At 46.9% G+C, this 25,635-nt stretch carries 33 protein-coding genes; all 33 read right to left on the reverse strand.

Features of this window, described 5'->3' with window-relative positions:
- Positions 1-272: 272 nt before the first annotated feature.
- The 33 genes from ACTHTU_RS01220 to ACTHTU_RS01380 all read right to left on the reverse strand — a co-directional run bounded on the left by ACTHTU_RS01220 (position 273) and on the right by ACTHTU_RS01380 (position 25,629).
- Positions 273-752 (reverse strand): hypothetical protein, encoded by a 480-nt coding sequence (locus tag ACTHTU_RS01220; protein ID WP_107697271.1) that lies wholly within the window; start codon positions 750-752, stop codon positions 273-275.
- Positions 753-841: 89 nt separating this feature from the next.
- On the reverse strand, positions 842-1,621 hold the full coding sequence (locus ACTHTU_RS01225) for a hypothetical protein (protein ID WP_440361510.1): 780 nt from the start codon (positions 1,619-1,621) through the stop codon (positions 842-844).
- A 215-nt stretch (positions 1,622-1,836) separates the two neighbouring features.
- Positions 1,837-2,424, reverse strand: a complete 588-nt coding sequence (locus ACTHTU_RS01230; protein ID WP_049323170.1) for a hypothetical protein — start codon at positions 2,422-2,424, stop codon at positions 1,837-1,839.
- Between the two features lie 232 nt (positions 2,425-2,656).
- Positions 2,657-2,995: a hypothetical protein gene (locus ACTHTU_RS01235; RefSeq protein WP_440361511.1), complete on the reverse strand. Its 339-nt coding sequence runs from the start codon at positions 2,993-2,995 to the stop codon at positions 2,657-2,659.
- Between the two features lie 80 nt (positions 2,996-3,075).
- Positions 3,076-4,194 (reverse strand): DUF6094 domain-containing protein, encoded by a 1,119-nt coding sequence (locus ACTHTU_RS01240; RefSeq protein WP_440361512.1) that lies wholly within the window; start codon positions 4,192-4,194, stop codon positions 3,076-3,078.
- A gap of 69 nt (positions 4,195-4,263) precedes the next feature.
- Complete coding sequence (locus ACTHTU_RS01245) at positions 4,264-4,488, reverse strand: hypothetical protein (RefSeq protein WP_440361513.1); 225 nt, start codon at positions 4,486-4,488, stop codon at positions 4,264-4,266.
- Between the two features lie 532 nt (positions 4,489-5,020).
- Positions 5,021-5,227, reverse strand: coding sequence for a hypothetical protein (locus ACTHTU_RS01250; protein WP_107697279.1), 207 nt, complete (start codon positions 5,225-5,227; stop codon positions 5,021-5,023).
- Between the two features lie 107 nt (positions 5,228-5,334).
- Positions 5,335-7,815, reverse strand: coding sequence for a DEAD/DEAH box helicase family protein (locus tag ACTHTU_RS01255; RefSeq protein WP_440361611.1), 2,481 nt, complete (start codon positions 7,813-7,815; stop codon positions 5,335-5,337).
- Between the two features lie 75 nt (positions 7,816-7,890).
- A complete protein-coding gene (locus tag ACTHTU_RS01260) occupies positions 7,891-8,226 on the reverse strand; it encodes a hypothetical protein (RefSeq protein ID WP_440361514.1) in 336 nt (111 codons plus the stop codon).
- 29 nt (positions 8,227-8,255) lie between these two features.
- The gene (locus tag ACTHTU_RS01265) at positions 8,256-8,582 is read right to left on the reverse strand and encodes a hypothetical protein (protein WP_107697282.1); all 327 of its coding nucleotides are present in this window, start codon (positions 8,580-8,582) and stop codon (positions 8,256-8,258) included.
- A gap of 541 nt (positions 8,583-9,123) precedes the next feature.
- Positions 9,124-9,444 carry a hypothetical protein gene (locus ACTHTU_RS01270; protein ID WP_440361515.1) on the reverse strand — a complete coding sequence of 107 codons (321 nt, stop codon included), beginning with the start codon at positions 9,442-9,444 and terminating at the stop codon, positions 9,124-9,126.
- A 15-nt stretch (positions 9,445-9,459) separates the two neighbouring features.
- Positions 9,460-10,095, reverse strand: a complete 636-nt coding sequence (locus tag ACTHTU_RS01275; protein ID WP_440361516.1) for a hypothetical protein — start codon at positions 10,093-10,095, stop codon at positions 9,460-9,462.
- A 226-nt stretch (positions 10,096-10,321) separates the two neighbouring features.
- A complete protein-coding gene (locus ACTHTU_RS01280; RefSeq protein ID WP_440361517.1) occupies positions 10,322-10,579 on the reverse strand; it encodes a hypothetical protein in 258 nt (85 codons plus the stop codon).
- Positions 10,580-10,592: 13 nt separating this feature from the next.
- Positions 10,593-11,306, reverse strand: a complete 714-nt coding sequence (locus ACTHTU_RS01285; protein WP_440361518.1) for a hypothetical protein — start codon at positions 11,304-11,306, stop codon at positions 10,593-10,595.
- A gap of 147 nt (positions 11,307-11,453) precedes the next feature.
- Positions 11,454-11,795: a hypothetical protein gene (locus ACTHTU_RS01290; RefSeq protein ID WP_440361519.1), complete on the reverse strand. Its 342-nt coding sequence runs from the start codon at positions 11,793-11,795 to the stop codon at positions 11,454-11,456.
- Between the two features lie 254 nt (positions 11,796-12,049).
- Positions 12,050-12,367, reverse strand: coding sequence for a hypothetical protein (locus ACTHTU_RS01295; RefSeq protein WP_440361520.1), 318 nt, complete (start codon positions 12,365-12,367; stop codon positions 12,050-12,052).
- Positions 12,368-12,652: 285 nt separating this feature from the next.
- Positions 12,653-13,159 (reverse strand): DUF3275 family protein, encoded by a 507-nt coding sequence (locus ACTHTU_RS01300; RefSeq protein WP_440361521.1) that lies wholly within the window; start codon positions 13,157-13,159, stop codon positions 12,653-12,655.
- A gap of 80 nt (positions 13,160-13,239) precedes the next feature.
- Positions 13,240-13,587 carry a hypothetical protein gene (locus ACTHTU_RS01305; protein ID WP_440361522.1) on the reverse strand — a complete coding sequence of 116 codons (348 nt, stop codon included), beginning with the start codon at positions 13,585-13,587 and terminating at the stop codon, positions 13,240-13,242.
- A 1,069-nt stretch (positions 13,588-14,656) separates the two neighbouring features.
- The gene (locus ACTHTU_RS01310; RefSeq protein WP_440361523.1) at positions 14,657-14,788 is read right to left on the reverse strand and encodes a hypothetical protein; all 132 of its coding nucleotides are present in this window, start codon (positions 14,786-14,788) and stop codon (positions 14,657-14,659) included.
- Positions 14,785-15,063, reverse strand: a complete 279-nt coding sequence (locus tag ACTHTU_RS01315; protein ID WP_440361524.1) for a hypothetical protein — start codon at positions 15,061-15,063, stop codon at positions 14,785-14,787. The genes ACTHTU_RS01310 and ACTHTU_RS01315 overlap by 4 nt, the downstream gene beginning before the upstream one ends.
- Before the next feature lie 133 nt (positions 15,064-15,196).
- Positions 15,197-15,700, reverse strand: coding sequence for a DUF3577 domain-containing protein (locus ACTHTU_RS01320; RefSeq protein ID WP_440361525.1), 504 nt, complete (start codon positions 15,698-15,700; stop codon positions 15,197-15,199).
- A gap of 218 nt (positions 15,701-15,918) precedes the next feature.
- Positions 15,919-16,875, reverse strand: a complete 957-nt coding sequence (locus tag ACTHTU_RS01325; protein WP_440361526.1) for a hypothetical protein — start codon at positions 16,873-16,875, stop codon at positions 15,919-15,921.
- A 6-nt stretch (positions 16,876-16,881) separates the two neighbouring features.
- Complete coding sequence (locus tag ACTHTU_RS01330) at positions 16,882-17,439, reverse strand: YcbK family protein (protein WP_234405108.1); 558 nt, start codon at positions 17,437-17,439, stop codon at positions 16,882-16,884.
- 41 nt (positions 17,440-17,480) lie between these two features.
- Positions 17,481-17,882, reverse strand: coding sequence for a hypothetical protein (locus tag ACTHTU_RS01335; RefSeq protein ID WP_440361527.1), 402 nt, complete (start codon positions 17,880-17,882; stop codon positions 17,481-17,483).
- Between the two features lie 66 nt (positions 17,883-17,948).
- Complete coding sequence (locus tag ACTHTU_RS01340) at positions 17,949-18,542, reverse strand: hypothetical protein (protein WP_440361528.1); 594 nt, start codon at positions 18,540-18,542, stop codon at positions 17,949-17,951.
- A gap of 12 nt (positions 18,543-18,554) precedes the next feature.
- Complete coding sequence (locus ACTHTU_RS01345; protein ID WP_440361529.1) at positions 18,555-19,175, reverse strand: DUF6012 family protein; 621 nt, start codon at positions 19,173-19,175, stop codon at positions 18,555-18,557.
- Positions 19,176-19,230: 55 nt separating this feature from the next.
- Positions 19,231-21,270 (reverse strand): DNA topoisomerase 3, encoded by a 2,040-nt coding sequence (locus ACTHTU_RS01350; RefSeq protein WP_440361530.1) that lies wholly within the window; start codon positions 21,268-21,270, stop codon positions 19,231-19,233.
- 27 nt (positions 21,271-21,297) lie between these two features.
- On the reverse strand, positions 21,298-21,624 hold the full coding sequence (locus ACTHTU_RS01355; RefSeq protein ID WP_440361531.1) for a TrbC/VirB2 family protein: 327 nt from the start codon (positions 21,622-21,624) through the stop codon (positions 21,298-21,300).
- A gap of 38 nt (positions 21,625-21,662) precedes the next feature.
- The gene (locus tag ACTHTU_RS01360) at positions 21,663-22,298 is read right to left on the reverse strand and encodes a TraV family lipoprotein (RefSeq protein ID WP_440361532.1); all 636 of its coding nucleotides are present in this window, start codon (positions 22,296-22,298) and stop codon (positions 21,663-21,665) included.
- On the reverse strand, positions 22,295-23,524 hold the full coding sequence (locus ACTHTU_RS01365) for a TraB/VirB10 family protein (RefSeq protein WP_440361533.1): 1,230 nt from the start codon (positions 23,522-23,524) through the stop codon (positions 22,295-22,297). Before ACTHTU_RS01365 ends, ACTHTU_RS01360 begins: the two co-directional genes overlap by 4 nt.
- Complete coding sequence (locus tag ACTHTU_RS01370; protein ID WP_440361534.1) at positions 23,524-24,471, reverse strand: hypothetical protein; 948 nt, start codon at positions 24,469-24,471, stop codon at positions 23,524-23,526. The genes ACTHTU_RS01365 and ACTHTU_RS01370 overlap by 1 nt, the downstream gene beginning before the upstream one ends.
- Positions 24,472-24,479: 8 nt before the next feature.
- Positions 24,480-25,325, reverse strand: coding sequence for a TraE/TraK family type IV conjugative transfer system protein (locus ACTHTU_RS01375; protein WP_440361535.1), 846 nt, complete (start codon positions 25,323-25,325; stop codon positions 24,480-24,482).
- A gap of 1 nt (position 25,326) precedes the next feature.
- Complete coding sequence (locus tag ACTHTU_RS01380; RefSeq protein WP_107986761.1) at positions 25,327-25,629, reverse strand: type IV conjugative transfer system protein TraL; 303 nt, start codon at positions 25,627-25,629, stop codon at positions 25,327-25,329.
- Between the last annotated feature and the right edge of the window lie 6 nt (positions 25,630-25,635).

Genomic DNA, 25,635 nt, shown 5'->3' on the forward strand with positions numbered 1-25,635 from the left:
TATAAAAGGTCGCCTGGTTAGACGACCTTTTATATTTCCGTGGATTCCCTTTCTATCTATTGTGAAGGTCGTCTAAAAACCAGACGGCCTTCACCGTATGCAACCCCTCCCCTAAATGATCATTAAGTGAGGGAGCAGGTGTAGGCTGGAGGCCGTTCCCTGTTCCCGAGCCGTCGGCGGCGAGACCGGGGGCTTGGGGGCAGAGTCCCCAAAAAAGAAGAGTATGAAGATAAAAAAACGGCCACATCAGTGGCCGTTGGTTTTGAAAAAGATTATTTGAGACACAAATGCTGCCTCAAACAGGCTTCAAGCTTGGATTCAGGATCACACTCTCCGAAAAAGTCTTCCAGAAACGGTGATAAGTCCAGTTCATACAGCGTCCCTGTCCAGTCGTTGTAGAACTCCAGATAATAAGAGAAAGAATTCATAGGGAAAGGCTTTACATCCAATCTTTCGTATCTCAACTTTCCTTCGAAACCGAACGAATCCGCACTGCATTTTGCACTGATGCTGTGCAAAATGCCCTGGTTTTCGTTCAAAAGTCTAACAGCAGTGTAAAGGGATTCAACATCGATGCTGACTTCTAAGTCGGGTACGGTGAAGTCATACTCGTCCGTCTGCCAAATGGTATTCAATTCGTTACTACCATCGGGCAGGTTAAGGTAAAGGATACGTTTACCGTTTTCCTGTTTTAGGATGAATCGGGCTCCACATGAAGCCTGAGTGACCCCTTTATCCTGATTATCAATCATTTTTAATCTCCATAAAAAAGCGGGAGACAACCCTGCGGGTTTGTCCCCGCAGGATGAGTTGCCAATACGTTTAACGAAATCAAATTTCTTTAATCATCGTCATCGTATTCGCATCCAAAGTGCTCGATAGCGAAGTCACGGACTTCATCATCTGTGCACGGATAATCGAACAATGCTCCTTCATGACCTTCATAAGATCCCGCAAACCACATTCCCTCCTCCAAGTATTTGGCTTCAAAGACAAGGTCAGGAAAGCGTTTGGCGATTTCTTTATAAAGCCTATCCGGAGGACCCCAGGCAGTGTCACAGCTGATCCAGATGTCGCTTTTCCCAACCGTCACAAAAGTGCAGTCGGGATCTACGTCCCATTTGCAGCCCCAGTTAGCCAATCGCCACTCATACCAATCCGGATAACCGTATTGGTGGATGTTTTCCGCAATACGCTTTGCAAATTGTACATCGTAACGAAAACGAGATGCGACTTCAGCGTTATCTTCAAAATGGGTAAATACTTCACCAACAGTCAGATTGTCCCAATCAAATTTTTCCGAAAAATATTGCTTTAATTCGGAGAAAAGTTCATCCGGCAATCTATATTGAACGGACCAAGAGGATTTATCGCGCTGTTCCAGCATTTCCTGTTCCAAATTGATCAACTTCTTTTCAGGTTGTTGAGCAATTTGAAACCAGGTCTGCTGCATGTACCTATCAGGCACCTCGGGAAGAATCAGCTCCTCCGGCATGGGTACAATATGCTGAAAGCTGAATTGATACCCATCGTCGGTTTTGATCAGAATTTGTTCCGCCACTTCAGCGATACGTTCGGGGTTGCCCTCAAAATGAAGGCTGTTACTACACCAATTAGGCATATAAAGCTCCTAAGCAGGAATCCCTATCCCTGCGGATAAGGAAACCCGCAGGTTAATGGGCATGCGCCCGGGTTGATAAAAGAGTCGCCACCGGGAATCCGGAGCACATTTCAGACGACAGGTGCTTTAGATAAAAGGCAAAGAAACCGAAACGGTAACTTTGCCTTCAGGAAGCGGAACGACGGTCCCACTGGCTTGGAAAAGAAGCACGGAAGTTATGCCGACTCTGCGTACAGTTCGGGCAGGATTTCACGGTGCAGCCAGCCGGTGACGACTTCGCGTAGCACATGGCGGCAGCCATCAGGCAGAACATCGGATAGACTGAAACCGAACTCGTACAGTCCTAGCCCTTCATTCGACTGCCACTCGATGATGGCATTGCTGTGGCGGCGGAAAATCCAGGCGATGTCTTCATCTGATAAATACTGCAATGCCACCTGAAAAATAACCATTTTGTCAGGACGGTTAAAATACTGCCGATAGGCAGACATCAGATAGCGCATGTCGGCAACGGCGGATACGCCTTCACCGGCGTATCCGTCCTCAAGGTAAGTGACGGCTGCAACAGCATCACCATTGCTACTGCTGATACAAACCATGTCGGCATTAGCCTGTTTGGCAAACTCTTCACAGGTTTGGGCAAAGATGGCCAAATCAGCCCCTAATCCCAATATTTTCAGTTCACGTCTAATAGCGGCCATGGCACCATCCGTGTGGGCAGTCAAAACTGCACCGTTTAATTTAGCTGCCGCAGCTGCCGATTCTTCCCTATCGGGATTCATCCATACAATAAAGTTTTGCATTATGTTGCTCCTTAAAAAGAAAACGGAGAACACAGTCCGTAGGGATTGTGTTCCCCACGGGGTTGATAAAAGAAAATGCCGTACATCCCGAAGGATGTGTGTTATGTTTAACGGCAGGACACAAGACAGATAAGGTCTGTCAGCCTGTAAAGACAGGTATTTTCAGACGACCTTCAATCAAGGTCGTCTGAAAATACCTGCCCGAAGGCAGGTGTTACGGTAAAACACCGCATCAATAGTCGCTGGGCAACATAAACGTGGTAACGCTGCGGTCCCACTCGGTAATTACCCAGATTTTATGATCGGCAACCGTATAGGAAGAAAATATCCGTCCTTCTTCGCCCGGCTTTAGGGCAAGACGGTTCGTTTTGGCATCATCCGGCGGCAGGTCATCCCACACGCCGCATTGATGTGCGTCTAATAAAATCTTGATGTAGAGGTTGTTTTCGTAGAGGTCGCGCGGAAGGTTTTCCTGCGCCCAGTTGTCGAGCGAGCGGGTGTAAACCACCCTGCCGACAGGGAAAAGCACGGGAAGATTTTCCGGCAAGCCTGCCAAATTGATGGAGTTCATAGGGTATATCCTTCAAAAAATTCCGGATACACCCCCTGCGGGACGTACCCGGCAGGGTTAGAAAAAAATTTGACGGTTGTTTACTTGATCGTCAGGACACGCCCGTAATCGGGCGAACCGACGGTCAGATCGACCGCGCGGATACTGGGGGAGAACCGGTCGGTCGAAGTCAGCGTCACGACCAGGCGGTCTTTGCTGTCGTACTCCTCTGACTTGGTTTCGACCTTGGTTTTGTGTGTCGAACCTTTGATCAATAACCTGCGACCGCCGGCCGAGGTAACGATTCCGTTAACCTGGCCTGCTGCCAGTGCCAACGCGGCATGCCACTGACCCAGTGCACACAAGGGCCGTCTTTTCTCTGCAGATACGGCAGAAGTGCCGAAATGCTGTCCGAAAGATGGCCACAAGGTACGGTTTTTAGACTGTTTCAGCTCCTCATCCAGCACATCGTGTTCCACCTTGAAGCTCATTGGGCGGAACCCTTTGGCCGAAGCCTCCGGCACACAGTATGCAGGAGTGCCGGCTGGAAGCGTTTCCGGAGCTGAATCATAGTCCATCAGTAACCGCTGTTGCGCGTCCGCCAGTTTCTTACCTATGGACGCTTTGTTTTTCGGTCGAATGCCGAAAATCACCAGTTGGTTATAGGTATCCACTGCTGCGCGAATCATACGGACATCCGTACAGTGGGTAGCGATTTCGCCGGTCAGATGTTCCGTCAGCGCGGCTTCAGGAACAATCATCACCAATACGCCTCCTGATTGCAAAGTACCGAAGGTACGCGCAAAGAAAATTTCTTCCAGGCGTTTGGTGCGTTGATTGGAGAGGTTGTCTTTGGCGGTAAAACCGTAAGGCGGATTGAGAAACAGTAATCCGACGGCCGAAGCCTGCATGGTGCAGTTTTCAATGTCGGATTGGACAACAAAGTTCAGCCGGCCAGCAGCTTCCTGTGCCCGACCTTTGTCGAGTTCGACACCGAATGTTTGGCAGCGGATTTCTTCCGTCTGCAGAGTGGACGCGATAGTGGCCAAAGCCTCGCCCGTACCGCAGCAGGGATCAAAAAGACGTAGCGTACCGCCGGAAACTGAGGTATCCAGGTAGGCCGCTATACGCGCGAGTGTGGCGTTATCGGTGGGGAAATAGCCGTGGTCGCGGTGGTTGTTTGCGACACGGGGGTGCATGAGATGATTTTTGGTTTCCATATTGGTCTCCATTCAAAAAAACGGAGACCACCCCGTGCGGGACAGTCCCCGCAGGGGTTAAAGTAAAGTTCAGTCGATGGTGCTACCGCGTTCTATATGGCGTACCATGGATTTAAAATTCAGCAATCCGCGCGGATCCTGATCCGGCGAGCCGGGTATCGGAATTTTTCGACCGGTCAGCCGGTGCTGCAATGCACTGTGCTTACGGCTGTTTTTGGGTAGGAAAATCCATTCCCCCCCCGATACCAGTTGATGTATAAACACTTGATAATCTTTGTTTGTACTATATCTCATTTTTTCTCCGATAAAAAATAGGTCTTACTCCTACAATTGGTTCGAATACACGCATACGATTAAAAAACGTAACCGCATAGCTTCCAAGAAAAATCCCACTGCCGTACAGAGGTACGGAACAGCGGGATTGTCGGCTACAAGCCGGATTGATCCAAAAAGGAACGTATCAGCGTTCAGTTTAAATTGCTTTGGTATTAAATCGCAACAAAGCATTTAAAAGATGGGAATACCAATTAACATGACCGGTCATTTCTTGTATTAGTGTCTTGCTGTGATTCACCAAACTTCACTAGCTTAAAGATACCATACAACATGACGGCAATCAGAATTAGTAAGCTGTAGGTCATGATCATGGTTTTTCCCTTTCCTTATAATGTATCTCCTTTACAAAATAGGCGGAGATACATCCCCCAGCGGAGAACATATCACCGCCAAGGGGTTGAAAAATAGCCGTGCCACATGAATGTGGATGATGATGTTTAACGGCAGCATCGAGACAGTAAAACGACTGTCGGCGTTTGAAATAATTATATCAGAGACCTTCCAAGGACATTTCCAGTTTCATGATTTGTAGACAGTTATGCGCCTGTTCGTAAGTGGCGAAATAATCTGATTCGCGTGAAAAAGGCATTTTCATTCCGGGAAATGAATTTTCAGTGTAATCCCTGCCGACATAATATCCGGCATTGGATTGCATTACTTTCAGATCCGAGATGTAACTACCGGCAGAGTGTTTCATGGTTTTCCTTTGCAGTATATGAGATTCCAAGTTACAGGCTTTTTCAGACGACCTCGCGTTGAGGTCGTCTGAAAAAACCCACTTGACGTGGGTTGGATGCAAAAGCATCAATTATGTTTTGCGATCAGACGTTTGGCCAGCTCGACCTCGATCGAATCTTCGACCTGGTTGAGAATGTCCAAACCCGAATCCGGCATATCGCCGGAAGTCGATTGGGTCACGGCAATTTTCCTACCCATCAGCTCAAGGCAGATTTGCTGGGCGGTATCGCTGTACCCGGCAAAATAAACCTCTACATCTTCCTTCTGACCGATACGCCACGAACGACGTGCAGCCTGCATCAGGGTATAAACGTTATAACCTGTCTGCATGAAGTAGATGGTCGGAAATGCCAACAAATCCAGACCGGTTTTGACCAGCTCCGGATTACAGATAACCACCTGCACTCCTTCTGCCAACCGGTCTTCAACCCAGTCTTCCCGCTGATCGGCTTTGACCGTCGCCTTCATCACCGCCGCCTTGATACCGTGCCGCTTGAAAATCTCTTTCAGACGGCCTGTCGTATCCCGGGTATCGGTATAGACAGTGTAAACCAGGCTTTTACGGCCTTTGGCAAGGGCTTCTTTAACTACTTCCAGCACATCGGCTTCCTTGGGAGAAATCTCCTCCTCTCCAAACATCGGTTCGGTGCGATGGAGTACCTTGCCTTCTTTTTTCCAATAAACCTCCTGTGCTTTGTAACAGCAATCCGGCCAAGCCAGTAAAGCACTCATGACCACACCCGTGAGGGTGTTGTCTCTGCTTCTGAGTGCCGCTTTCAAATGCGTTTGCAGCGTAGTTTCCATGATTTTGTAGGCTGACTCTTGGTCTGGAGTCATCAACACCGGCCGAAAAACTTCCGTATAGCCGGGTAAAACGCCTTCGCCCAAATCGCGCAACTTCAAAAACACGGTAATCGGCAGGACATACCGCATAATGCCCAACGGGGAGAACCCCGGTGCCTTGGCGGTTCGCACACTGCTGCGTTCCGCCTTGGAGCTGGTAAACGATCCGTTGCTGTATTCGCTGCCAAGATGCCGGACGACTTCTTTCAGTACGCCATGCTTACGCATAAACGCCATACTTGCAGAACCCAAGGTATTACCCTTGTTGTAACCGAATCCATCCTCAATCATCATCTGTGGCCAGAGCCGCCATAACAGGAAGAACAGGTCTTCCGCATAGCCGCCCATTAAGGTGCCGGTCAGACACAGGATTTTTTTGCAGCAACGTGCCAAAACGCCCATCGCCTGCCCCTGAGCCGTACCGTAGTTCTTATACTCGTGGCCTTCATCTACCACCAACAACCCGAAAAAATCCTTGGGCAGGTAGCGTTTGATGAATTCGGTGGGTTGGTATCCGCCGCGTCCGAGGCTGAACTCCGCTTTGCCTAAATCCCGGTCAATGCGCGCCGCCTGACGGTCGTCGAACAAAAAATCACCATTTTCATCCATCAAATTGGAAAACGCCTGAATGTTGTTTTCCAAGAGACCGGCCAGATACTGCTCGCCGTACATCCCGATGATTTTGGCAGCGGTTTTGGGGCCGATGCCGGGCAAAGTGGTCATGGTTTTGAGAACGCGCTCGTACACCGTTGGAGCAACGCCCTCTTCCGCCTGCTCCTTCCGACATAACGTCCACAGCGGTTCGCCGCAGCGTTTGTCGTTGAGCGTGTTTTTACAGAACAAACGGTTTTTGGACAGCACGTCTTTTAGACGGACTTCGTTGAGATACGGTTTATTCTCCTCATCCCGGATTTCACCGCCGCATTTCGGACAGTAGTATTCCGTTACCGGATAACCTTCAGAAGCACCTTCTGATGGAATCCACCGGCGGCGTACTGCGTAGGCGGGCCGCCAATGGTAGCCCATGCGCATCCGCACACGGCCCATCACAAAAAACTCCGGCACTTCGGGTTTTCTGTCAAGGGCGCGGATTTGCAACAGCTTGGCCAATGTATCGGCTCCGTTGAGGATCCACACACGGGCATCAGGGACAGTATTGAGGATCTCGCGCCGCCATTTGTATACCAAATGCGGCGGGCTGAGTACCAGGGTGCGGTGCAGTCTTGCACGATGGGCCGCCGCAGCTGCAGCGATGGACATCATGGTTTTGCCGGTGCCCATTTCAGCATTGATAATGGCGGCGGGTTTGTCTTCCTCGACCAACTGCTGCAATACGGCACGGACGACTTCCCGTTGTGCCGTAAACAGTGGTCGGGCAAGACCATCCAACACTTCCTCCAGCTCCGGATAGGTTTGTCCGTGATAGACGGGCCGGTTCTGCTCCGTTACTGCTTGAAAAAGGCTTTCGCCGAATTCGGCCAAAAACTGCGTCAGCGGCATGTCGGTATCAGACTGCTCTGCTTCGGCGGTTTCCTCGGCTGTTTCAGTTACATTTGCCTTCTCGGCCTCTTCGCACACTCTTCGGACGATCCGGTTGAAGTCTTCAATGATTTGCTTTTGATGCTCCTCCATCAGTTTCACAGTTTCGTCTAGTTCTGCGAAATCAGGAAAGAGTCCTTCAGCGTTTGATGCGGGGTATATCATCATATGCTCCTATAAAAAACGGAGCAAAACCCCGCCGACGGGGAATTGCCCCGTCGGGGTTTAAAAAAGGTAAAACTATTCGTATTGGATGGGAAGCTGCACCAAACCTACACCGATACCATAAACTGAGCTTGCTGCCGCATAAACGGCCTCGTTATAGAGACGGTTGTCAAGGCTGGGCAGTGGCATAATTTCACCATCCTCCTTCACCAGTTCCGAACTGGCGAGGTCGGTAATGCGTAAACTCTCGCAGATAATATCTGCGTTTGCGTCGGTTTCCACTTCGGCAGTGATGCGGATCCGACCGCTAGGGGCAAGCAGGTTTATATCCGCCTGTTTCAACGGTGTTTCCGACGAATATACATAAACTGTTACCGAAGAAACAGCCACCATTCTGCTCATTGTGTGCATATTGCTCTCCTAGTGTTCGAAAATAGGAATCAACAGGTAAAGCCGGCGTTTTCCAGTGCGGATTTCAGACGGTCAGAATCCACCAAACTTTTCAGAATACTAAATGCCTGTTCTTCCGCTTTAGCCGATTTTCGGGAAACGGTGTTCAGTTGCAGTTCCAGGTATGGGGATTTGAAAAGAATATATCTGACGAATAGTCCCTCTCTGATAAGTTCTCTTACATGCAAATAATAGCCACGTTCGGCGGCATTATTGGCTTTCTTATACATCAACCCGATGTCCAAGGTTTTACCTTCGTTGAGTTTCGGTTTGATTCGGGTTTCGCTGAATTGGCGAATTAAGGGTAATGCGTGCATGGCATAAGCTCCAAGTAATAGGGAATATGCCATGCCCTAGGGAATGACGTATCCCCACAGGGTTGATAAAAATAGCCGTCCGCCCGGAAGGACGTGCGCAATGGATAACGGCAGTACGCGGGTGGCAGATAAGGACTGCCGGCCTGTAAACAGGTATTTTCAGACGACCTTACTAAAGTCGTCTGAAAATACCTGCCCGAAGGCAGGTAGAATAAGGGTTACATCATATCTGGCTTAACTGGACTCACCACATAACCCAACCTCCGGTTGAGATAGGGAAAATGTCAGTGCCTCCTTAACGGTATCAAATTCCGGGTCTGATCCGAATATTAATTCGCCGTTGGTATTGACCACATCACAGCCATAAACACTGCCCTCCTTCGTAATCCGAATTTCGACAGTCATTTCCTTGATATATTGCATTGTGTATCTCCTAAAACATCTTAGAGATACCTTACCCCCAATAGGGATATCGGTATCCCTATTGGGGGTAAATGGATCCGTTTACACATGAATGTAAACGCTCGGGTTAAAAAAAGAATCAGCCTTCGGATTTTTCAGCATTACCATCCGCCGGTATCTGCCGGGGATGGATGACCAAGATATCTGACTCTTGATCAATAACGCCCGCATTAGGTGAAAGTAGAACACCCAAAACGCAAAATAGCCAATCCAAATCACAGTTGTTGAATTTTTCGCACAAAGCATTCAAAACTTTATCTTTGTCCTCATCTTCCAACATTATGAATTCATCGAACTCATCTTTTTTTAAAGGATTGTATCCTTGTGCGACCAGATTCATCATACCGATGAATTCGCCGGCAACACGCAGATCTTCATTTTCGGGTTTGGAAATATTCATAACCATGTTACTCCATCAAAAAAGTAAGTCTTCTTCGGTTTCTTCGGCATTATCGGCTTGCGCCTTTTTAGCCTTCATACGGTTCATTTCGCCTACTATCTCGCGAAGTTGTTCACTTTCGCGGTGTTTGCGGTAATGGGTAAGTATGGCTTGGAAAATCGCATAATGCTTCCGATCCAGTTGTGTCACCGTACCCAGCTCGACAGGTTCGCCCCTATAGAACGAGAGAACCACATTTCGTAATATCTGAGCACCGCCGTAGCTGTACTTTCCAAGTAACATTTCTCGTACATCTTGCTGTTGAAACACCGTATCAGGATCGTAAATGACTTCTGTAAAATCATTTTCCAATTCACAAATACGTTGTTCCAGCCAGTCAGTTGCCATTTGACTTACAGCTTGCCTAAATTCGTCATACCCGTAGTCTTTCCAGGCAATTGGCAGTCTGAGTTCCATTGTCAATCTGGTTGACACACTGGCATCCTCTAACAACCATTTACCTGAAAGATAGGCATATCGTCCAAAACGGGCTTCAGGTAAAAGAACACGAGTTACTCGACGAGTTTCCTCGTCTTCAAAAAGAAATTCCGCACGAAAATCGCATGTACGCAAATAGGCGGTTTGTTCGTAAACGTTGTAACAAACTATCATGACAGTCTCCAAAAACAGGGGAAAACATCCCCTGTAGGAGACGTATCCCCATAGGGTTGAAAAAAAGCCGTGCGCCACAAAGGACGTGCGCAATGGGTAACGGCAGTGCGCGGAGTGACAGATAAGGTCTGCCGGCCTGTAAACAGGTATTTTCAGACGACCTTACTAAAGTCGCCTGAAAATACCTGCCCAAAGGCAGGTATAGCAGGACGCAACGCGTCAGGTATTACCAGAAACATTCTTCTTGATACCAAGCCAAAACTTGATGATACAAATCCAAGGTTTCCGGTGTAACAATACGGTTGGCGTAATCAGAAGCCATCGTGACGACAGATGCAAACACATCTTCGGCTTCCTCCCATCCGGCAATCAGGCGTTTTTCCACTATCTTGCCATCAGCAAACAAACGCGCAGTAACTGTACTGTTTTTGTGCCAATGAAGTGAAACATCGACATTTGGAGCAATATCGTACATCTGATACATGATAAGTCCTCCTTCACGCCGCTGTTCTGTTGTACCATGTTTCGCCATTGCTGAAACGGGCAAACACCTGATACTGCTCACACCATGGAGAGATTAACTCTTCATAACGCTCCCACAGAACTTGTTCCAAAGCACACAAACGACGGTTTATACCTTTTCGATGAGTGCAGAGCTGTTGATATGTGGCTATATCAGCATCTTCCAGTTCCGTAATCACATAGTCGATAGCTTCATCAAACGAAGACATCTCATATCCTTCCAAAATACTGTAATTGCTGTATTCAGTATAAATACGGAATTCCTGGTCGATATTGTTGCCGTCGTAGTACCCGCAACGAAGGATGACATCCAACTCCATGCAGATATTGACACCCCAAAATAGCGTTTCTGCCGTCAAGGTAGCTATCCGGGTACCGCCGAAACAGCGGGTCATATATTCACCCTTGTCTTCACTTGCGTCGGTTGTGGATAAGATTCGAAACCCGTCGATACGGTGTTTTCTCCATTGATCACACTCCCGATATGGCTCGTCAGCTCGATACCGTATGTCTTCGACGGCATTTTCACTATTCCAACGAAGTATGTTTCCGATGGCTTCGTAATCATCTGCTTTGAGACGATCTTCCTCATCCATTTCCTTGTTATAGGCTTCAAGATCAAAAGTGCTGAATGAGGTACCACTGATGACATCAAGTTTGTGGTTATATAAAAAATTAGAGGTTCCCATTGTATTTCCTTCATAAACAAGGGATACCAGTCCCCCTTGGGAACAGTATCCCCAAAGGGTTGAGTGAGAAGTGATAAGAATCCCACCGGCAGAAAACTGAGGTGGGATTACGGGTTGCTTAAAAGTCTGATGCCAGAACAATCATCATTAGACATAGTTGTAAGCATCAATCGTAAGCAGGCGATAAAGTGCCTTAGCGACACGATCGTATCCGTAAAAACCAAATGCTAGACCATGTCTATCATTAATGACCAAAGGTCCTTCCATTTCATTTTTTCGGCTGTCAAAAACTACAAACTTATTTTTGTCAGTCATATAAATGCTTATGTATTCACCTTCCGGCAAACCTTGGATAGGATTTCCAGATGAACTGGTGAGCTTCACCAACTCAGTTCCTTTAAAGATCAGATCTCTGCCGTTTGGGTTAAATATTTCAATAGTTTTAAAATGTTTCGAAGCATTTTCAATGATTTCGATCAGTTGTGACATATTGTTTCCTTTCGAATGACGACAGGAAGCGGTTTCCCCAACGGGAAAACGTTCCCGTCAGGGTTTAAAATAAATTACGGCATCACCGTATGGTTAGAAAAACGCCGCAACCATATGAAAATGGTCGGATAATTTCAGCAGCAGTATCCATCAACGGAATATACAGTCCGTCATCTGTGTCAAAACCTTGGTAACAGACTTTTTCAGATAGCCTTTGCAAGGCCGTCTGAAAAAGCCCGCTAAGGGGCTTGGAATTAAGGATGCAGTCGACCGCTTTGAAGCATCGCGGTCAGACGCACATCAAAATCTCCAGGGATGGCCACTTTGACGGCCTGCACGCCTACGGCGGCATATTCTTCACCAATCACGGGAGGGAAACGCAGTACGGAATTGTCTGTGGAAAGTTCCGATAACACCGCGTATTGCCAATGATCCAACAACGGGATGTCGGAAAGCTGCTGTACCAACTTCCAAGCTGCTTTGTCTAAATCAGCTGCAACATCATCCAGCATTACCCAACCGGTTTTCACATCACGATCGGGTTGTATCAAACACTCCGTATGCAAAAACATATGCGTCACCGAACCGTAATTATGGGTCGGGTACTTTGTTATGTGTTTACTCAGATTGATAAAACACTCTGCAGTTGTCAGACGCGGACAGGACAGGGAATCGTCAGGCCGTCTGAAACCCAGTCTGTCGTATCCGTAACCCTGCGAAGATTGCAGCTGCGCCTGAAAGGACAACATGTCCGCATCTCGGCCGTGTAGTGAAGCGAACATCAACTGTCGGTCCCAAATGAAGAAGGCATCAGCCATAAGGTTGTTTCTGGAAGTGAGATAAAGCATTCTGGCCTCCTAGATATACCAAGTTTTTTCACGAGGATCATAGGAATAGCCAGCCTCACGTACAATCGAGACGACATTTCTTAAATCCTCACGATCAGCAAGAATGTACTCACCGAACCTGATATGTGACCATCTGTCTTCAATCATCTGCTCGACCTGTTCGACAGATTCGGCAAATTCTGGCAATTCAATGCCGTTTTCAGAAACAGGATCAAAAGTAGAAGCATGATTAGATTGTTCATCTGAAAAGCCGCATTCTTGGGCAAAATCTGCAAGATGTTGCCAGTCCAAAGCTGCATCAATATAGGAGGTGGCTCCGCCACCCCACTCATAAGCCTTAACCTTGAGCTGTTCAATAATGAAGTTTCCTTGGTATTCACCAGGCTCGAACTGTTTTAAAACCGGATTTTTGACATCGAAAGTGCCGATAGAGGTGGCCAGTTTGGCCGTTTTGAAAGGGCCTCGACGACCCTGTATGATCTGCACCGCCAAGGTGCCTGGGATATTAATAGACATGGTATATCTCCAAAAAAGGGATATACCGCCCTGATGGGGTATATCCCCATAGGGCTGAATAGAAAAATTTGAAAGTTTGATCAGGCTGCCAGAGAACGACGGATGGTTTCAGGGTTCAGCCGAAAGCCCAAACGTGTCAGCAGGCGTTTGTCGGCCTGATGCAGTTGAATAGCCTTCTTCCACAGGGCTTCGATTTCGAAGCCGCAGCGGAGTTTGTAGCCGCGCAGGAAGTATTGCTGTGCCAGCTCTTTTTCAGACGGCCTGAACAGGTGTCCGTAGTCGTCTATCAAAAGCAGTCCGCTTGATGCAACATATACCGCTGTGCGGCGCGTGCCGGTGGGCAGATGAGTCAGAACCATACCTTTGCGGATTTCCGCAGATTTGATGGGGAGAACGCCGGTATTTCGGCGGGAAAAGAAATGAAACATGGTGCACTCCAAAAAAAGGGACACCAAACCCGTCGGGGGAGGTGCCCCGATGGGTTGAAAGAAAAGGCCGTACCTGATGAACCAGGTTTGCACTGTTTAACGGCAATGCAGAGAAAGAAGGCAGTCTTTCAGCTGTGAAATAGGTTTACCAAAAGCTCCGACCTTTGGTAAACCCGCTCGCAGCGGGCAATAGCCGCATCTTGGATATACGGCGAGTAACGAAAACACCACCCTGTCCTTCGACAACAGGGGCAAGGGATATTGATACGGTCAACATCCAGTGTCGCCGTAGAGCAAGGCTTGTCAAAGTGTTCCGTTTTAAACAAGACAACCGGTAAACACCGTGGGGAGGAATACCGAATTGCCCCTGTAAGATTGACAGTTCCACAGGGGGGAGATAGAAAAAAGCCGCGTCCATACGAATATGGCTGATGCTGTTTATCGGCGACATCGAGACTGATATAGCTAGTCAGGCTGTGGGAACTTTTATCCTCCCCTACTTCAGAGGATTCCAACATGCTTATCCGAAAATACGAGCCATACGTTCGGATAAGCCTGCTGATGCAAGCTTACCTAAAAAGACCTAAAACAAGGTCATGCAGCCGGAAAATACCGGCTGCGTATATAAAATCAAGTCCAAATTGTTAAGGAGCAAAGTGAAAACCGATTATTTGCTTGCAGATACCGGCCCAAAGACCGGCATCGACAAAAAAACAATCGTTAGAAAGCTCGTCCGATAAAGGCCGGACGTACCTTTTTTGACATTGGGAGCAGAAATTATAAGATGATTGAGAAGACAGTTGTCCAAATATAACTTGGCTTGAAAAATTGCATTTGGACAACTGTCAGAAAGATATGAAACAAAATTTTAGAAGGATTACACAGCCCTCGCCAATGAAGGCGGTACGGATTAGGGCATCCGCACATATCTACCGCTTATCTTGAATTGTAACCGATAAAATCGAATTTTACAAAGATAAGGTAGGTTTTCCGGAGAAATCTCTCATAAAATCTCTTTGGAAAACCTACGCCGAAGCGCAGGTTTTTAAATTTCAGGTTACTTATTTCCTTATTTCACAGAATGCTTTTCTTGTTCTTCCTTTTCTTTCATCGCCCTTTTACCTTCAATGAAGATAAAGGCAACCATTGACATGGTTACAATGCCGACGAGAGTAGTAAAAACTACGGTAAATACATTCATTTTTTATGTCCTTTCATAATGAAAGTAGTTAACCAAATTGTAGCACAGAATCCAAGACTGGTAATGCAGACCAAAATGCTCGACCATTCTGCCTTTAAAGGAAATACGACAAATTGTGCAACTGCCGCACCACCCAGCAGCTCCAGCCTAGAAGTGATGAAATCAATCTGTTTTTCTGTCAGTTTATATTTATCCAAAATGGAATAGATATAAACTTGGTACAATTTGTAAAAGCTAGCAACCCGATCTATTGCGCGTTTAAATAATCTTCTCATGTTTATCCTCCGTAAAATGAATTAAAAAAGCCAGGATAAACACAAGCCCCTACGGGATAGTGTTTATCCCGGCGGGAAAATAGCAAAGCGAAAGTCCTAAGACTTTCGCTTCAAAGACAGTAATTACTGTCGGTTATTCGCGGTGCGAACCATAATTGTCCTGATGAAACTGTTTGGGAACAGCATTATCGGAAGCAGCAGAATCCGCTGCCTGATTGACATTAGATTCATCACGATAGAACACTTCGCCCCGTACTTTCAGATATTTGATTCTGATCAGACGGCCGTCAATAGTCGGAGTCAGGATTTTTTCTCCCGTCTTCCGGTCGTTGGCTTCATACGTTTTTGCGTAAATATCGCCGACACGGAAACCGATGGTAACGGATGGACGTTTTTTGTAGTCATCGGACAGCAAATCAGGATAGGCTTCCAATAAATCTTCAAAAACCTTCTGTGCTTGTCCACCAACGACGCGAACGTCAAAGCGAGTCTTGTCTTCTTCGTCGCCACGAAGTGCCTGAATGGTACAGGCAATATACTTACTTTTCTTACTTTCAACCCAGCGGGGGCGGTTCATATATCCGACACCTTCGCAGGTCAGGTTGAAGAAAGTTTTTTCAGTTTTGCTGGTTTGCATGATGTATCTCCATAAATAAATTAAGGGGATACGCCATGCCCTTTGGGGATGTGTATCCCCAAGAGGGTTGATAAAAAGCCATGCCCGAATAGACGGGTGTATGCGTGAATGGCAACATACCGTACTTTTTTAGTGAAAGTACAAAACACATGAAATAGTTTTATATTGGACGATTTAAAATTCTTTGTCAAGAAAATCAGTTAATATTTTTACCATACTCAGTAACTTCCTAACAGCGCGTCTTTCAGCGCGCCCCAACGGGACTTGTTCAACTGCGTTTCGTGGTGTGCGGCAATTTTTTTAGCCTTTTCAAATACCTTTTCCAACTCAACAATACTTTTAGAATTACCGGAGTTGTCTTTTTCCTCAAATGATTGTTCCAGCAACAGAAAAAATAATTCATCACTCGATAATCCTGTCCAAAGGGATTTTGCAGATTCATAAAAACCACCTACACCGAGTGACCAAGGCATTTCATATACTTCTCCAGTCTTATTGCCGATGAAATCATAACCATATACTTGGAAAATATCACGCCACCCAACCGTTCGGACGCCGTAATTTCTCATAATACGGTTTGTTAAGCGAGGAAACATGACCTTTTGTACGATCTTACCATCCAATACAGCCCAATATTGTGTTTCATGAGTGGTTTCCCGGAAAACCAGTTGAATCTGTTCTGGATCGGGATAGTTGTATTCGCTGATATTGACCGCTAGCTTGGGTTGTTGGTGCTTGCGCATAAACGCCACTCTGCGCTTGCCTTCATGAGCAACAATGAAACCTAATGGTTTGAAATACATGTAACTGCTTGCATTATCATGACTAAAACAGGTTGAGTATTTCTGAATGCGCTGCTCTACTTCATCCTCCGGTACATCATCAGGATAACCGTTTATGCTCGTACTGATAACACGAGAGGGAGAAACATATGCCGGATATGTTGGGCTTTTTTCACGAGAGAGGGACAAAAACGGTACTATTCTAGATAAAAACGTATGCGGCCACATAGCACAATTTAAATTGGCATGTAAGCTGTCACCTACAAAATCCAGTCCTAAGTCGTAACGGCAATACTGATCCAGATCGACCTTCAGGCTGCTCAACCACTCTACCGCTGAAACCATATTGGCAGGGATATATTCCTGCTGTGTGAAATCGGTTACGGATTCCATACCAGACTACCCCCTCCATTCACGCAGACGGCCTGTATCAACGTGGGTAAAGGTATTGTAATGCCCTACTCCGCCGCCATTAAAATGTTTGGCCATTTCAGCAACCTGCCAGTTTTCAATTCCGCGCACAGTAATATCTACAGCTTTCCCCTGAACATGAAGAGAGTTTAGTGCCGCACCTTCAATTCGTGCATTTCTACGCCGGGTACGGTAGGCGCTATTGATAGTAATCAGAGGGTCGGACTTACCGGCCATACGTGCCCACTCCTGTATCGCATACAGAAGATTCAGAAGCTGTACGTCCATTTGTGCAACGGAATTATTGTCTTTAGCATCCCGCAGATGCCAGCAGGCTTTACGGTATCCCTCTTTCAGATAACCGTACTGCCTGGAATAATGTTGGATAACGCCCTTTTCGCCAGTGTCGGCACGTCTGAAGTGAATCAGACGGTCACGCTGCCAAAATCCGTTATCATCTGACAAAGCAAATGCCTCATCAGGAAAAAGAAGCCCGGCCGCTCCGACTGCATAAACCGCCGTGACCGACTGGAGGGCTTTAGTCAAAAAGTCCCTTCTGTTCATACTGCTGCTCCAAAATCAAAAATTCATGGACGAGGGGCAATCATGCGTGTATTGCGCAAACACATTCTGTTTTGGCTGCCTCCTCTGCTGCAGTTAAGCGAAGTAAAGACATAAGGTTCGGTAGCATGTTTAGGATAATCTGGATTCTTACGGATATAACCCAAATCCAACAAAGCACGGTAAGTTAGCTTACTGTCAGAGTAAACAGTCTCATCCAACGGGTCGTTGGATTTCTTCTTTGATGTTTTGGAACCTGCATTTGCAACAGAATCCAGTGCGACATTGGTACCGGAAATACCGGCATTGATTTTCTGTGCGGCTCGCTCAATTGGGTTATCGGCCCAGTTGATGCTGCCATCAGAATTAGTAGAACATGCGGTTAATAAAAACATACCGGCCAAAACGGTTATTAAAGAAATTTTCATAGTTCTACTCCCATATTAAGTTGATTTAGAAATACAAATTTTATGATTAACGTGTTCGAGTTAAGTTCATTTGTTTTTAATGCCCTCTTCATTTAACCTATATTTAATCGAAACAATATCCATCGAGCCCGAGCCGCGCATTTTAAATTTCTTGTAACTCTGTATTTTTACAGCAAGCTCTTTATCAAATGGTGAAAATATTGAATCTTGGTTAATAACTAATTTAACAAAAGTACCAAAGAGTGATATCCAATAAAACAGATGAAAAAGTCCGGACATTGTTTCTGCAAAATGTGCTGGATCCTGTAACATCATGAATACTCGATTAAACGCTTCAGGATTGTCAGTGTTCAACCACAGTAAAACCAAGGCTCCCAGCGGCAGGGCAGTAAGCGCAATTATTGCGGGTTTCAAAAAAAATCCTATCAAATTCTTAAAGATACTCCACCAAAGGCTACCAGAATAAAACACTCTATATTGCAATTCTTGCAGTTCGCCAGGTGAAATACTCCCTACGTCAATACCATTGATGTAAATAAATAAATCTGTATTAGCGTTGTATTGCTCCTTGTAATTATAGTTTTCATCTAACACATACTCTATACAAGGATCTCCGAATATTGTATCAGCCAAATATTTAACAAACCTGTTCTTCTTCATATACAATTTCTCTCATACGCTATAGAGTTTAAGTGCAGCTTCCACAGATGGCCAAATTCTATTTCTCGCACTTTTATCACGATAAGCCTCAATATCAGTCGTATATGTTTCGATCTGTTGTTCACGACGAATAATGACTCCTTCATCATCGTAAATTTCATCGACGCTCTTATCATACACATCTTGAACATTTACACCTTCAAAATGATATGGATAACAATATTCCATAACAGAGATATCACAATAATTTTTCTCAGTCCGTATTTTTGAAAGATACGGTTTATCTTCGCTGAACATCAAATTATTATTGTCTAACAACTTATATTTGGTTATATGTTTCATCCTGAATGCTATCTTAACTATATCTTGTGGGTGAAAATGCACAGTCCATGTACAGATTTTAGTAAATTCCGATATGATATGATCTGTTTCAAGGATAAGTCCGACAAAATTCCTGCCTTTGAAACCGTGTCTCAGACAGCCAATATGATACCTTTGGTTGGGATATGGCTTAATCGTCTTAAGTTCTTTGTCAGTCAGGTTCAGCCCTAATTCAGGTATTTCAAGAGAGGCCAGTTTTATTTCGCGATCTGAAGTGTCTGCAAAGTATTTAGGAATAATATGATAGTACATGGATAGATAACCTTTAGTTTATTAAAAGGACATGCTTCTATACAGTCCAAACCGCCTATTTAACCCATTCGAAGTGCTTGCATTCGGGATACCTACTACACCCCCAATACCGTTTTTCCGAATTTTCCTTGAAGCCTCTCTGTCTCAGATGACCTTCCTTACAGGTTGGACAGGTATCGTCTTCATTTCGGGCGACCGCCTGTTTTTTTACACTGGCTGAATGATTCTGTTTTGGCGGACGAGCTTTTCCTGCGGCATCCTTTTTCGCCTGCCCGACCAGCTCTTTAATCACTTTCTGCTGATAGGCCATAAATTCATCCAAAGTTAATTTGCCTGCTTCAATTCCGGCCAAAGCCAGCTCCCATTTGGCCGTCGTTATCGGATCAGCCACCATTGCCGGTATTTGGCTAATCAGTTTGCGCCCTTTTTCGGTTGAAACGATTTTACCTTTCTGTTTATCGATGTAGCTCATCTCAAACAGGCGGTCGATGATATTGGCACGGGTGGCTTCGGTTCCCAATCCTTCGGTACTTCGGAGGATTTTTTTAATCTGTTCGTCGTCCACGGTTTTGAGGAAGTCGGACAGGGTTTGCATTTCGTCCAGCAACGTAGCTTCGGTAAAGCGCGGTGGCGGTGCAGTTTTCTTGGTTTCGGGGTTGCTGCTGGTAACGGTTAGTTGTTGGTCGTCTGAAACGGCCGGTAAGACGGTGCTGTCATTATCATCGCCGCCGTCCTCGTCAGTTTTATCCAACCATGTTTTCCAGCCTTGGACTTTAGGGGTTTGGCCGGTGGCTTTGAACTGTTGGCCACAGCTCTCTACCAAGATAACAGTCGCATCGTATTCGTAGTCGGGATAAAACTGGGCGATGTATCGGTTGCGTATCATCAGGTAGATTTCACGCTCGTTTTTATCCAGTTGCGACAGACTGAAATTGGCTGTTGTGGTCGGAATAATCGCATGGTGCGAATACTTGTTTACCTGACCATCGTTCCATACCCGCGACGGGCGGGTGGGGTCGGCTTTGATCAACACCGGTGTAAGACTTCCGTCAATGGCGGTCATGGCCGCAAACACCTCAGCCACTTCGCTTTGTTGCGACTGAGGCAGGTAGCGGCACGGAGTACGCGGGTAGGACGTGATTTTGTGTTTTTCGTATAGCTCTTGGGCGATTTTCAGCACCTTTGAGGCCGAAATGCCCAATTTTTTACCGGCTTCTTTCTGTAAGGCTGAAAGGCTGTACGGCAACGGAGCCGGTGTTTTTTTGCGTTCGGTCTTGGCGGAAACGACAGTACCTGTCGCGTCGGCCAACTGTTTTGCCAAGTTTGCGACAAATGCTTTGTCGGTACACAGGCCGTCTGAATTTTTCAGCGCATCGGGAATCTGCCATTGTGCTGCAAACTGTTCTTTTGAGACCGTCTGAAAAACAGCGCTCAAAACGTAATACGGATAGGGTTGGAAATTTTCGATAATATGGTCGCGGCGTACCACCAAGTTCAAGGTCGGGGTCTGAATACGGCCGATGGACAACGTATGTTCTTTGCCGAAACCATCTGAATATGCAACGGTATAGGCTCGGCTCAGATTCATCCCGACCAGCCAGTCGGCGCGAGAACGTGCTAAACCTGCTTGATACAGAGTTTCTTTCTGTTTGCCAGGCATAATGGAAGCTAAGGCTTTTTTGACTGAGGCAGTATCCAAACCACTGGTCCAGAAACGCGAGACTTTTTTGCGGTAGCCGCACAGATCCAAAATTTCCCGTGCGATTACTTCGCCTTCGCGGTCGGCATCGGTGGCGATGAAGACCTCGTCGGCTCTGGCCAACAACCCTTTAATGACTTTGAATTGCTTGGCCGCTTTAGGCTGGACCTCCATTTTCCAGTTGTCGGGTAGTACAGGCAGTGCGTCGATGTTGCCGAAATCGGCGAATTCCTCCCCGTATGCAGCAGGCATGGCTTGACTCAAAATGTGGCCGAACGCCCAAGTAACGGCCGTATCGCCTTTTTGGAAGTAACCGTCGAAACGTCCGCCGGTTACACCCAGCACCTTGCCGATGTCTTTTGCCTGGGAAGGTTTTTCACAAAGAAAGAGTTTCATCATGCACTCCTGTCTGCCCTTTTATCGTTATAAGGGAATACTGGCTGAAAATAAAGCCAACACACCTGCTGGAATCACAATGAGGCAGGCAATAATACCGATCACGGCCAACAAACCTTTCCAGCCACCGAACAACATACCGATAGCGGCCACCAAAATGGCGATTAAAACGATGAATCCACCCATACTGCCTTGCATCATACTGAGCAGCCAGTCGATACCGTCTTGGAAGGTTTGGTCGCCACTGGCATGTGCTGGTGCAGATACAGCAGCAAACAGTAAAGCCGTTAATGTTGTTCGGCGTGTATTGGAATATTTCTTCTGCAATTTTTTGGCGATATTCGTCTGAACCATTTTCATTTCCTTTTTGTGAAAAACATGAGTTAAAAACCTTACTGCAACGGCGGAATCACACCGGCCGGTAAAGAATCGGGAATCGCCTGATTGTCCTGCTGGCGGTTGTTTTGACGTGCGGACGGTACTGTTTTCGCGGTTTCTTCAGCTGCTTCTTGGGCAGTGTCTGCATCACTTTCAGTTTCCGCTTCATCCTGCTGGGCTACGACCAGCGGTGTAATCCGCCGTGAACTTTGCAAACCCTGCGAGGCGGAATAACCGACATCCCACTTCCTCGGCGTCACTTCGGAAAATACGCGGCTCGGATAAACCAAATTACCGCTTTCATCTTCGTAGGCATTGACCCATACACGCATGACTTTGGCAGGTTCCAATAACGGTTTTGGTTCGCCGATAGCTGCTACATTAGGTACGCTTTCCGGTAAAAAGGGAGCTACGCCTCCTGATGTTCTCTTGGTTTTGCCGCCTTTTTCATCTACCAATCCGATTTGGATGACTTCGTCAGGATCGTATTCTTGCGCCGCATAGTAGGCGGCTCGAACGGTAACGCACGGCATGCCTTTTACCGATTGCGGACAGGAAAGTTTGCTGCTGTCGCCGACGTTGAATGTTGAGGAGCAAGCTGAAAGTAGCATTACCGGCAATACTGTCGCTCCCAAAATTAAGGATTTCATTTGCGGCCTTTCTTTGTGTCATGAACGATGTGTAAAAATACCCCTTGAGTCAGAATGATTTCCCCTGTGCGCAACGGCTCGACCTCAACCACCGGAATGGCTTGCGTGCCATAACTGCTGTAAATATCGGCGATACGGTCAAAAGTTTTGCTGGCCGCTTTACCGGCTGCCTGTCCGCTTACTCCGCCTAAGTTGATTTGCGTACTAGTAGAGGTACTTCTCGAACTACCGGTATTGATATTGATGCCGTTGGCGACCCCGGTGGCGATATTGGCCATAGTTTCCATCGCGCCGACTTTGAGCAGTTGTGAAATCACTTTGCCGGTTTTGGAAACCAAACGGCCTTGGAAGCCCGGCTTTCCATCTTCTCCAAATACTGTCCCTTGGATGTTTGCTTCGACCGCTTTCCCATCATTGCGGATACAGGAAATGGTTTTTGTGCGCATCATGGCGCGGGAATCCATGTATTGCCCAAAAGTTGAAGCTAGTACAAAGCAGTTGGATAAATCGGAACGGTAGCCGTTAGGCAGAATGGCCGTTCCCCTAACCTGCATCAACACTGGCAACGGATCCTTGCTGTCATTGTTGGTATTGGTCGGTGCGTTGACACCGGACAGAAGCGCTATCGACAAGGTAGCACCTGGGGGCAGGTAGGTTTTACTTTCATCATCTGCATCAGCAGCTTTCTTGGATGTCCCTGTTGCAGTTTTTTTAACGCCACCGGTACTTTGGAAGGCAGATTTTGATTCATCACCTTGCTCTTCTTCCGTCGGTACGGTTTCAGACGGTAAAGTGACTTTGCCGCCATCTCCGTTGCCATCGGCAAGCGGAGCACCGGGATTGACCGTGTCACGCTCGGAAGCAGCTTTAGCGGCTTCGGCTGCCTGCAATGCGTCAGCAATCTTGCGGTTTACCTCGTCTTCACTTAAACCCTTTTCCTGCACCCCTTGTCCTGGCTGCTGCGTCATACGTTCACGCCGGTCGGCTTCCATCTGCTGTCGCAGTGCTTGAATTTCTGCCGCCATTCTTTCTTCGTTCATATTCCGTGTTGCAGGAGTTAAAACTTGGGTTTCAGTATTCTTCTCTGGCTTACGCAGTATCCCGTTGCTGTAATCCCGCATGGCGGCGGTAATCAGAATCAACAGACCGAGACCGCCGACGCTACCAAGTACGGCGATCTGTTTCTGTTTGCCGGTCATGTTCGACCATTTGCTTTTGAGGCTCATTATTTCGCTCCCAGTTTTGATACCATGATCAGCACATCTGTGGTTTCGCCAGGATAAACGCTGACTTTAGGGTAGAAAGCTACGGCCATCACACGTTTATTGGCGCCGAACATTTCTTCAGCCAGCACTTGAGGCGTATCGGTCGTATTGGTCAGGCGGTAGCGATATACGTCAAACTGGCTGCCGCTGTACCGTTCAACCGGTACCGAAGCCATACCGTTGGCCATGCGCATTTTTTCACTCAGAGGACGGACGGTATAACCGGTCGGTACAACCCCTTTGACAATATCCTGTAATACAGCCGAGAGCATTTGGGTAAACTCGCCCTGCTTACCAACACGGGTACCGCTTTTTTCCAAGGGAGAAAGCCCGCCCGTCGCCAGACTGATGGTCTGTGAATTTAATTTCGCTTGCGGCGATAAAGTTAGAGACACAGGCAGCGTCGGATTCCCCTCGTCGTATACCATGACCATGAATTTCTGTGCCGTATTCGGTTTGAGAATGAAATTCGGACCATGGATTTCTGCGTCATACAGTTTTTTGTTGCCCACCATTTTGGGATTGGCAAATGGTGTCATAATAATGGACGGATAATTCAAGGCAATCGGCACAGTATGGTTTTCGCCGTAAAGCGAAGTAATATTGTGTACTCCACGCACCATGCCTTCTTGGATATTGTCCTGATAACCGCCGCTGACAGGTGTTTTAATCTGAACAACACGGCGTTGCGCATAGCTGCTTTTATTGGGCAGACTGGCATTTTTAGCAGTCGTAGCTTTGCTTCTTTTAACTGTGGTTTTCTGAGCAGGTTTGGCCACCACATCCGGCCAAACTTCTTCTACCGGCCGGTAAACCTCCTCTTTGGGTTCGGGCTGTGATTGTGGTGTCGATACACAGCCTGTTAATGCCGTTAAGACGGCCAAACTCAACAAACGGTAATTTTTCATGGTCTTCCTCACGGTAAAATGTCCTCTTTGCCGACTGGCGGCTCTACACCTTCAATACCGGTACCCGAAGGTTGCAATCCGACTGGGTTGGTTGTTTTTGTCGGAACTTCCGATGCCGGTTGCGTGACTGGGGCGCTCTGAACCGCTTGCTCCTCGGCAGCCTGTATTGTTGGATCCCGTTGTATTTCACTTTCACGGGCATCGGGAACAACCTGTTTCATCCGCTCCTGACGTTTTTCTGCCTGGTCTTTATGGGAGCGCATCCATTCTTCGGTCATCGGCTCACCTACATAGGCTTTGAAGTAGCTGACTCGCGGAAGACCGTTTTTCATATACATCTTCAATTCGTAAGTAGCCTGTACCGAACCGATACTTTGTACTGCACCTTTACTGTACGCTGACGAAGTAAGTTTGCCGCTAACGTAGAATTTTTTAGTGGAAGGCTCGTAAATCACGCCGTTGGTCGGTTGAAAATAACTCATGGCATTGATGCCGTTGTATTTTGGATTACTTTTTACAGCCAACAACTGCGGTCTTAACGAAACCCACACCTCTGGATCAAAAAACTGTTCCATACTGTCTGAAATAAAGTCCACGGACTCCGGCACAACTGAAGAAATGGTTGAAACGATGTAAATCGCCATCGGTTCGAAATACTCAACGGAAGCGTGGTCAAATGCAGCAACTGCACTTTTAGTCAAGTTCGGCGGTTGGATGACAATGCGCTCGTGCATGGTGGCAACTTTATAGGTCAAACCCACACTAACAATCCCCAAACACAGGCAGACAATTTTCAAAGTCCGGTTTTCGCCCAATAAATCCGCCATCTTCTTACGGGCTGTTTTCAGTTGCATATCAATCCTCCACACGACGCAACAGGCCATTGTTAAAGACTTTGTTCAGCGGTAGGCCGCATAAGTAAATCAGGTGGATAAACGCGCCGGGCAAGGCATTCCGTTTCAATCTGATATACATTACACTCATCAGGATGCCGCCAAGCAGCCCGAATATGTACAGCATGGGGGAACGGACCTGCATATTGATAATGGCCGCTGCCGCCAACCCCAAAAAGATAGGCATCAGATCGTCGGCTTCAAAAATTAGAACCTGCTGCATGGTATCGATACATTCGGGGTAATACACTTCTTCATTCGTCATTTTCTG

It is taken from the genome of Neisseria sp. P0020.S005 (genome assembly GCF_051957055.1).
Lineage (GTDB): Bacteria > Pseudomonadota > Gammaproteobacteria > Burkholderiales > Neisseriaceae > Neisseria > Neisseria subflava_A.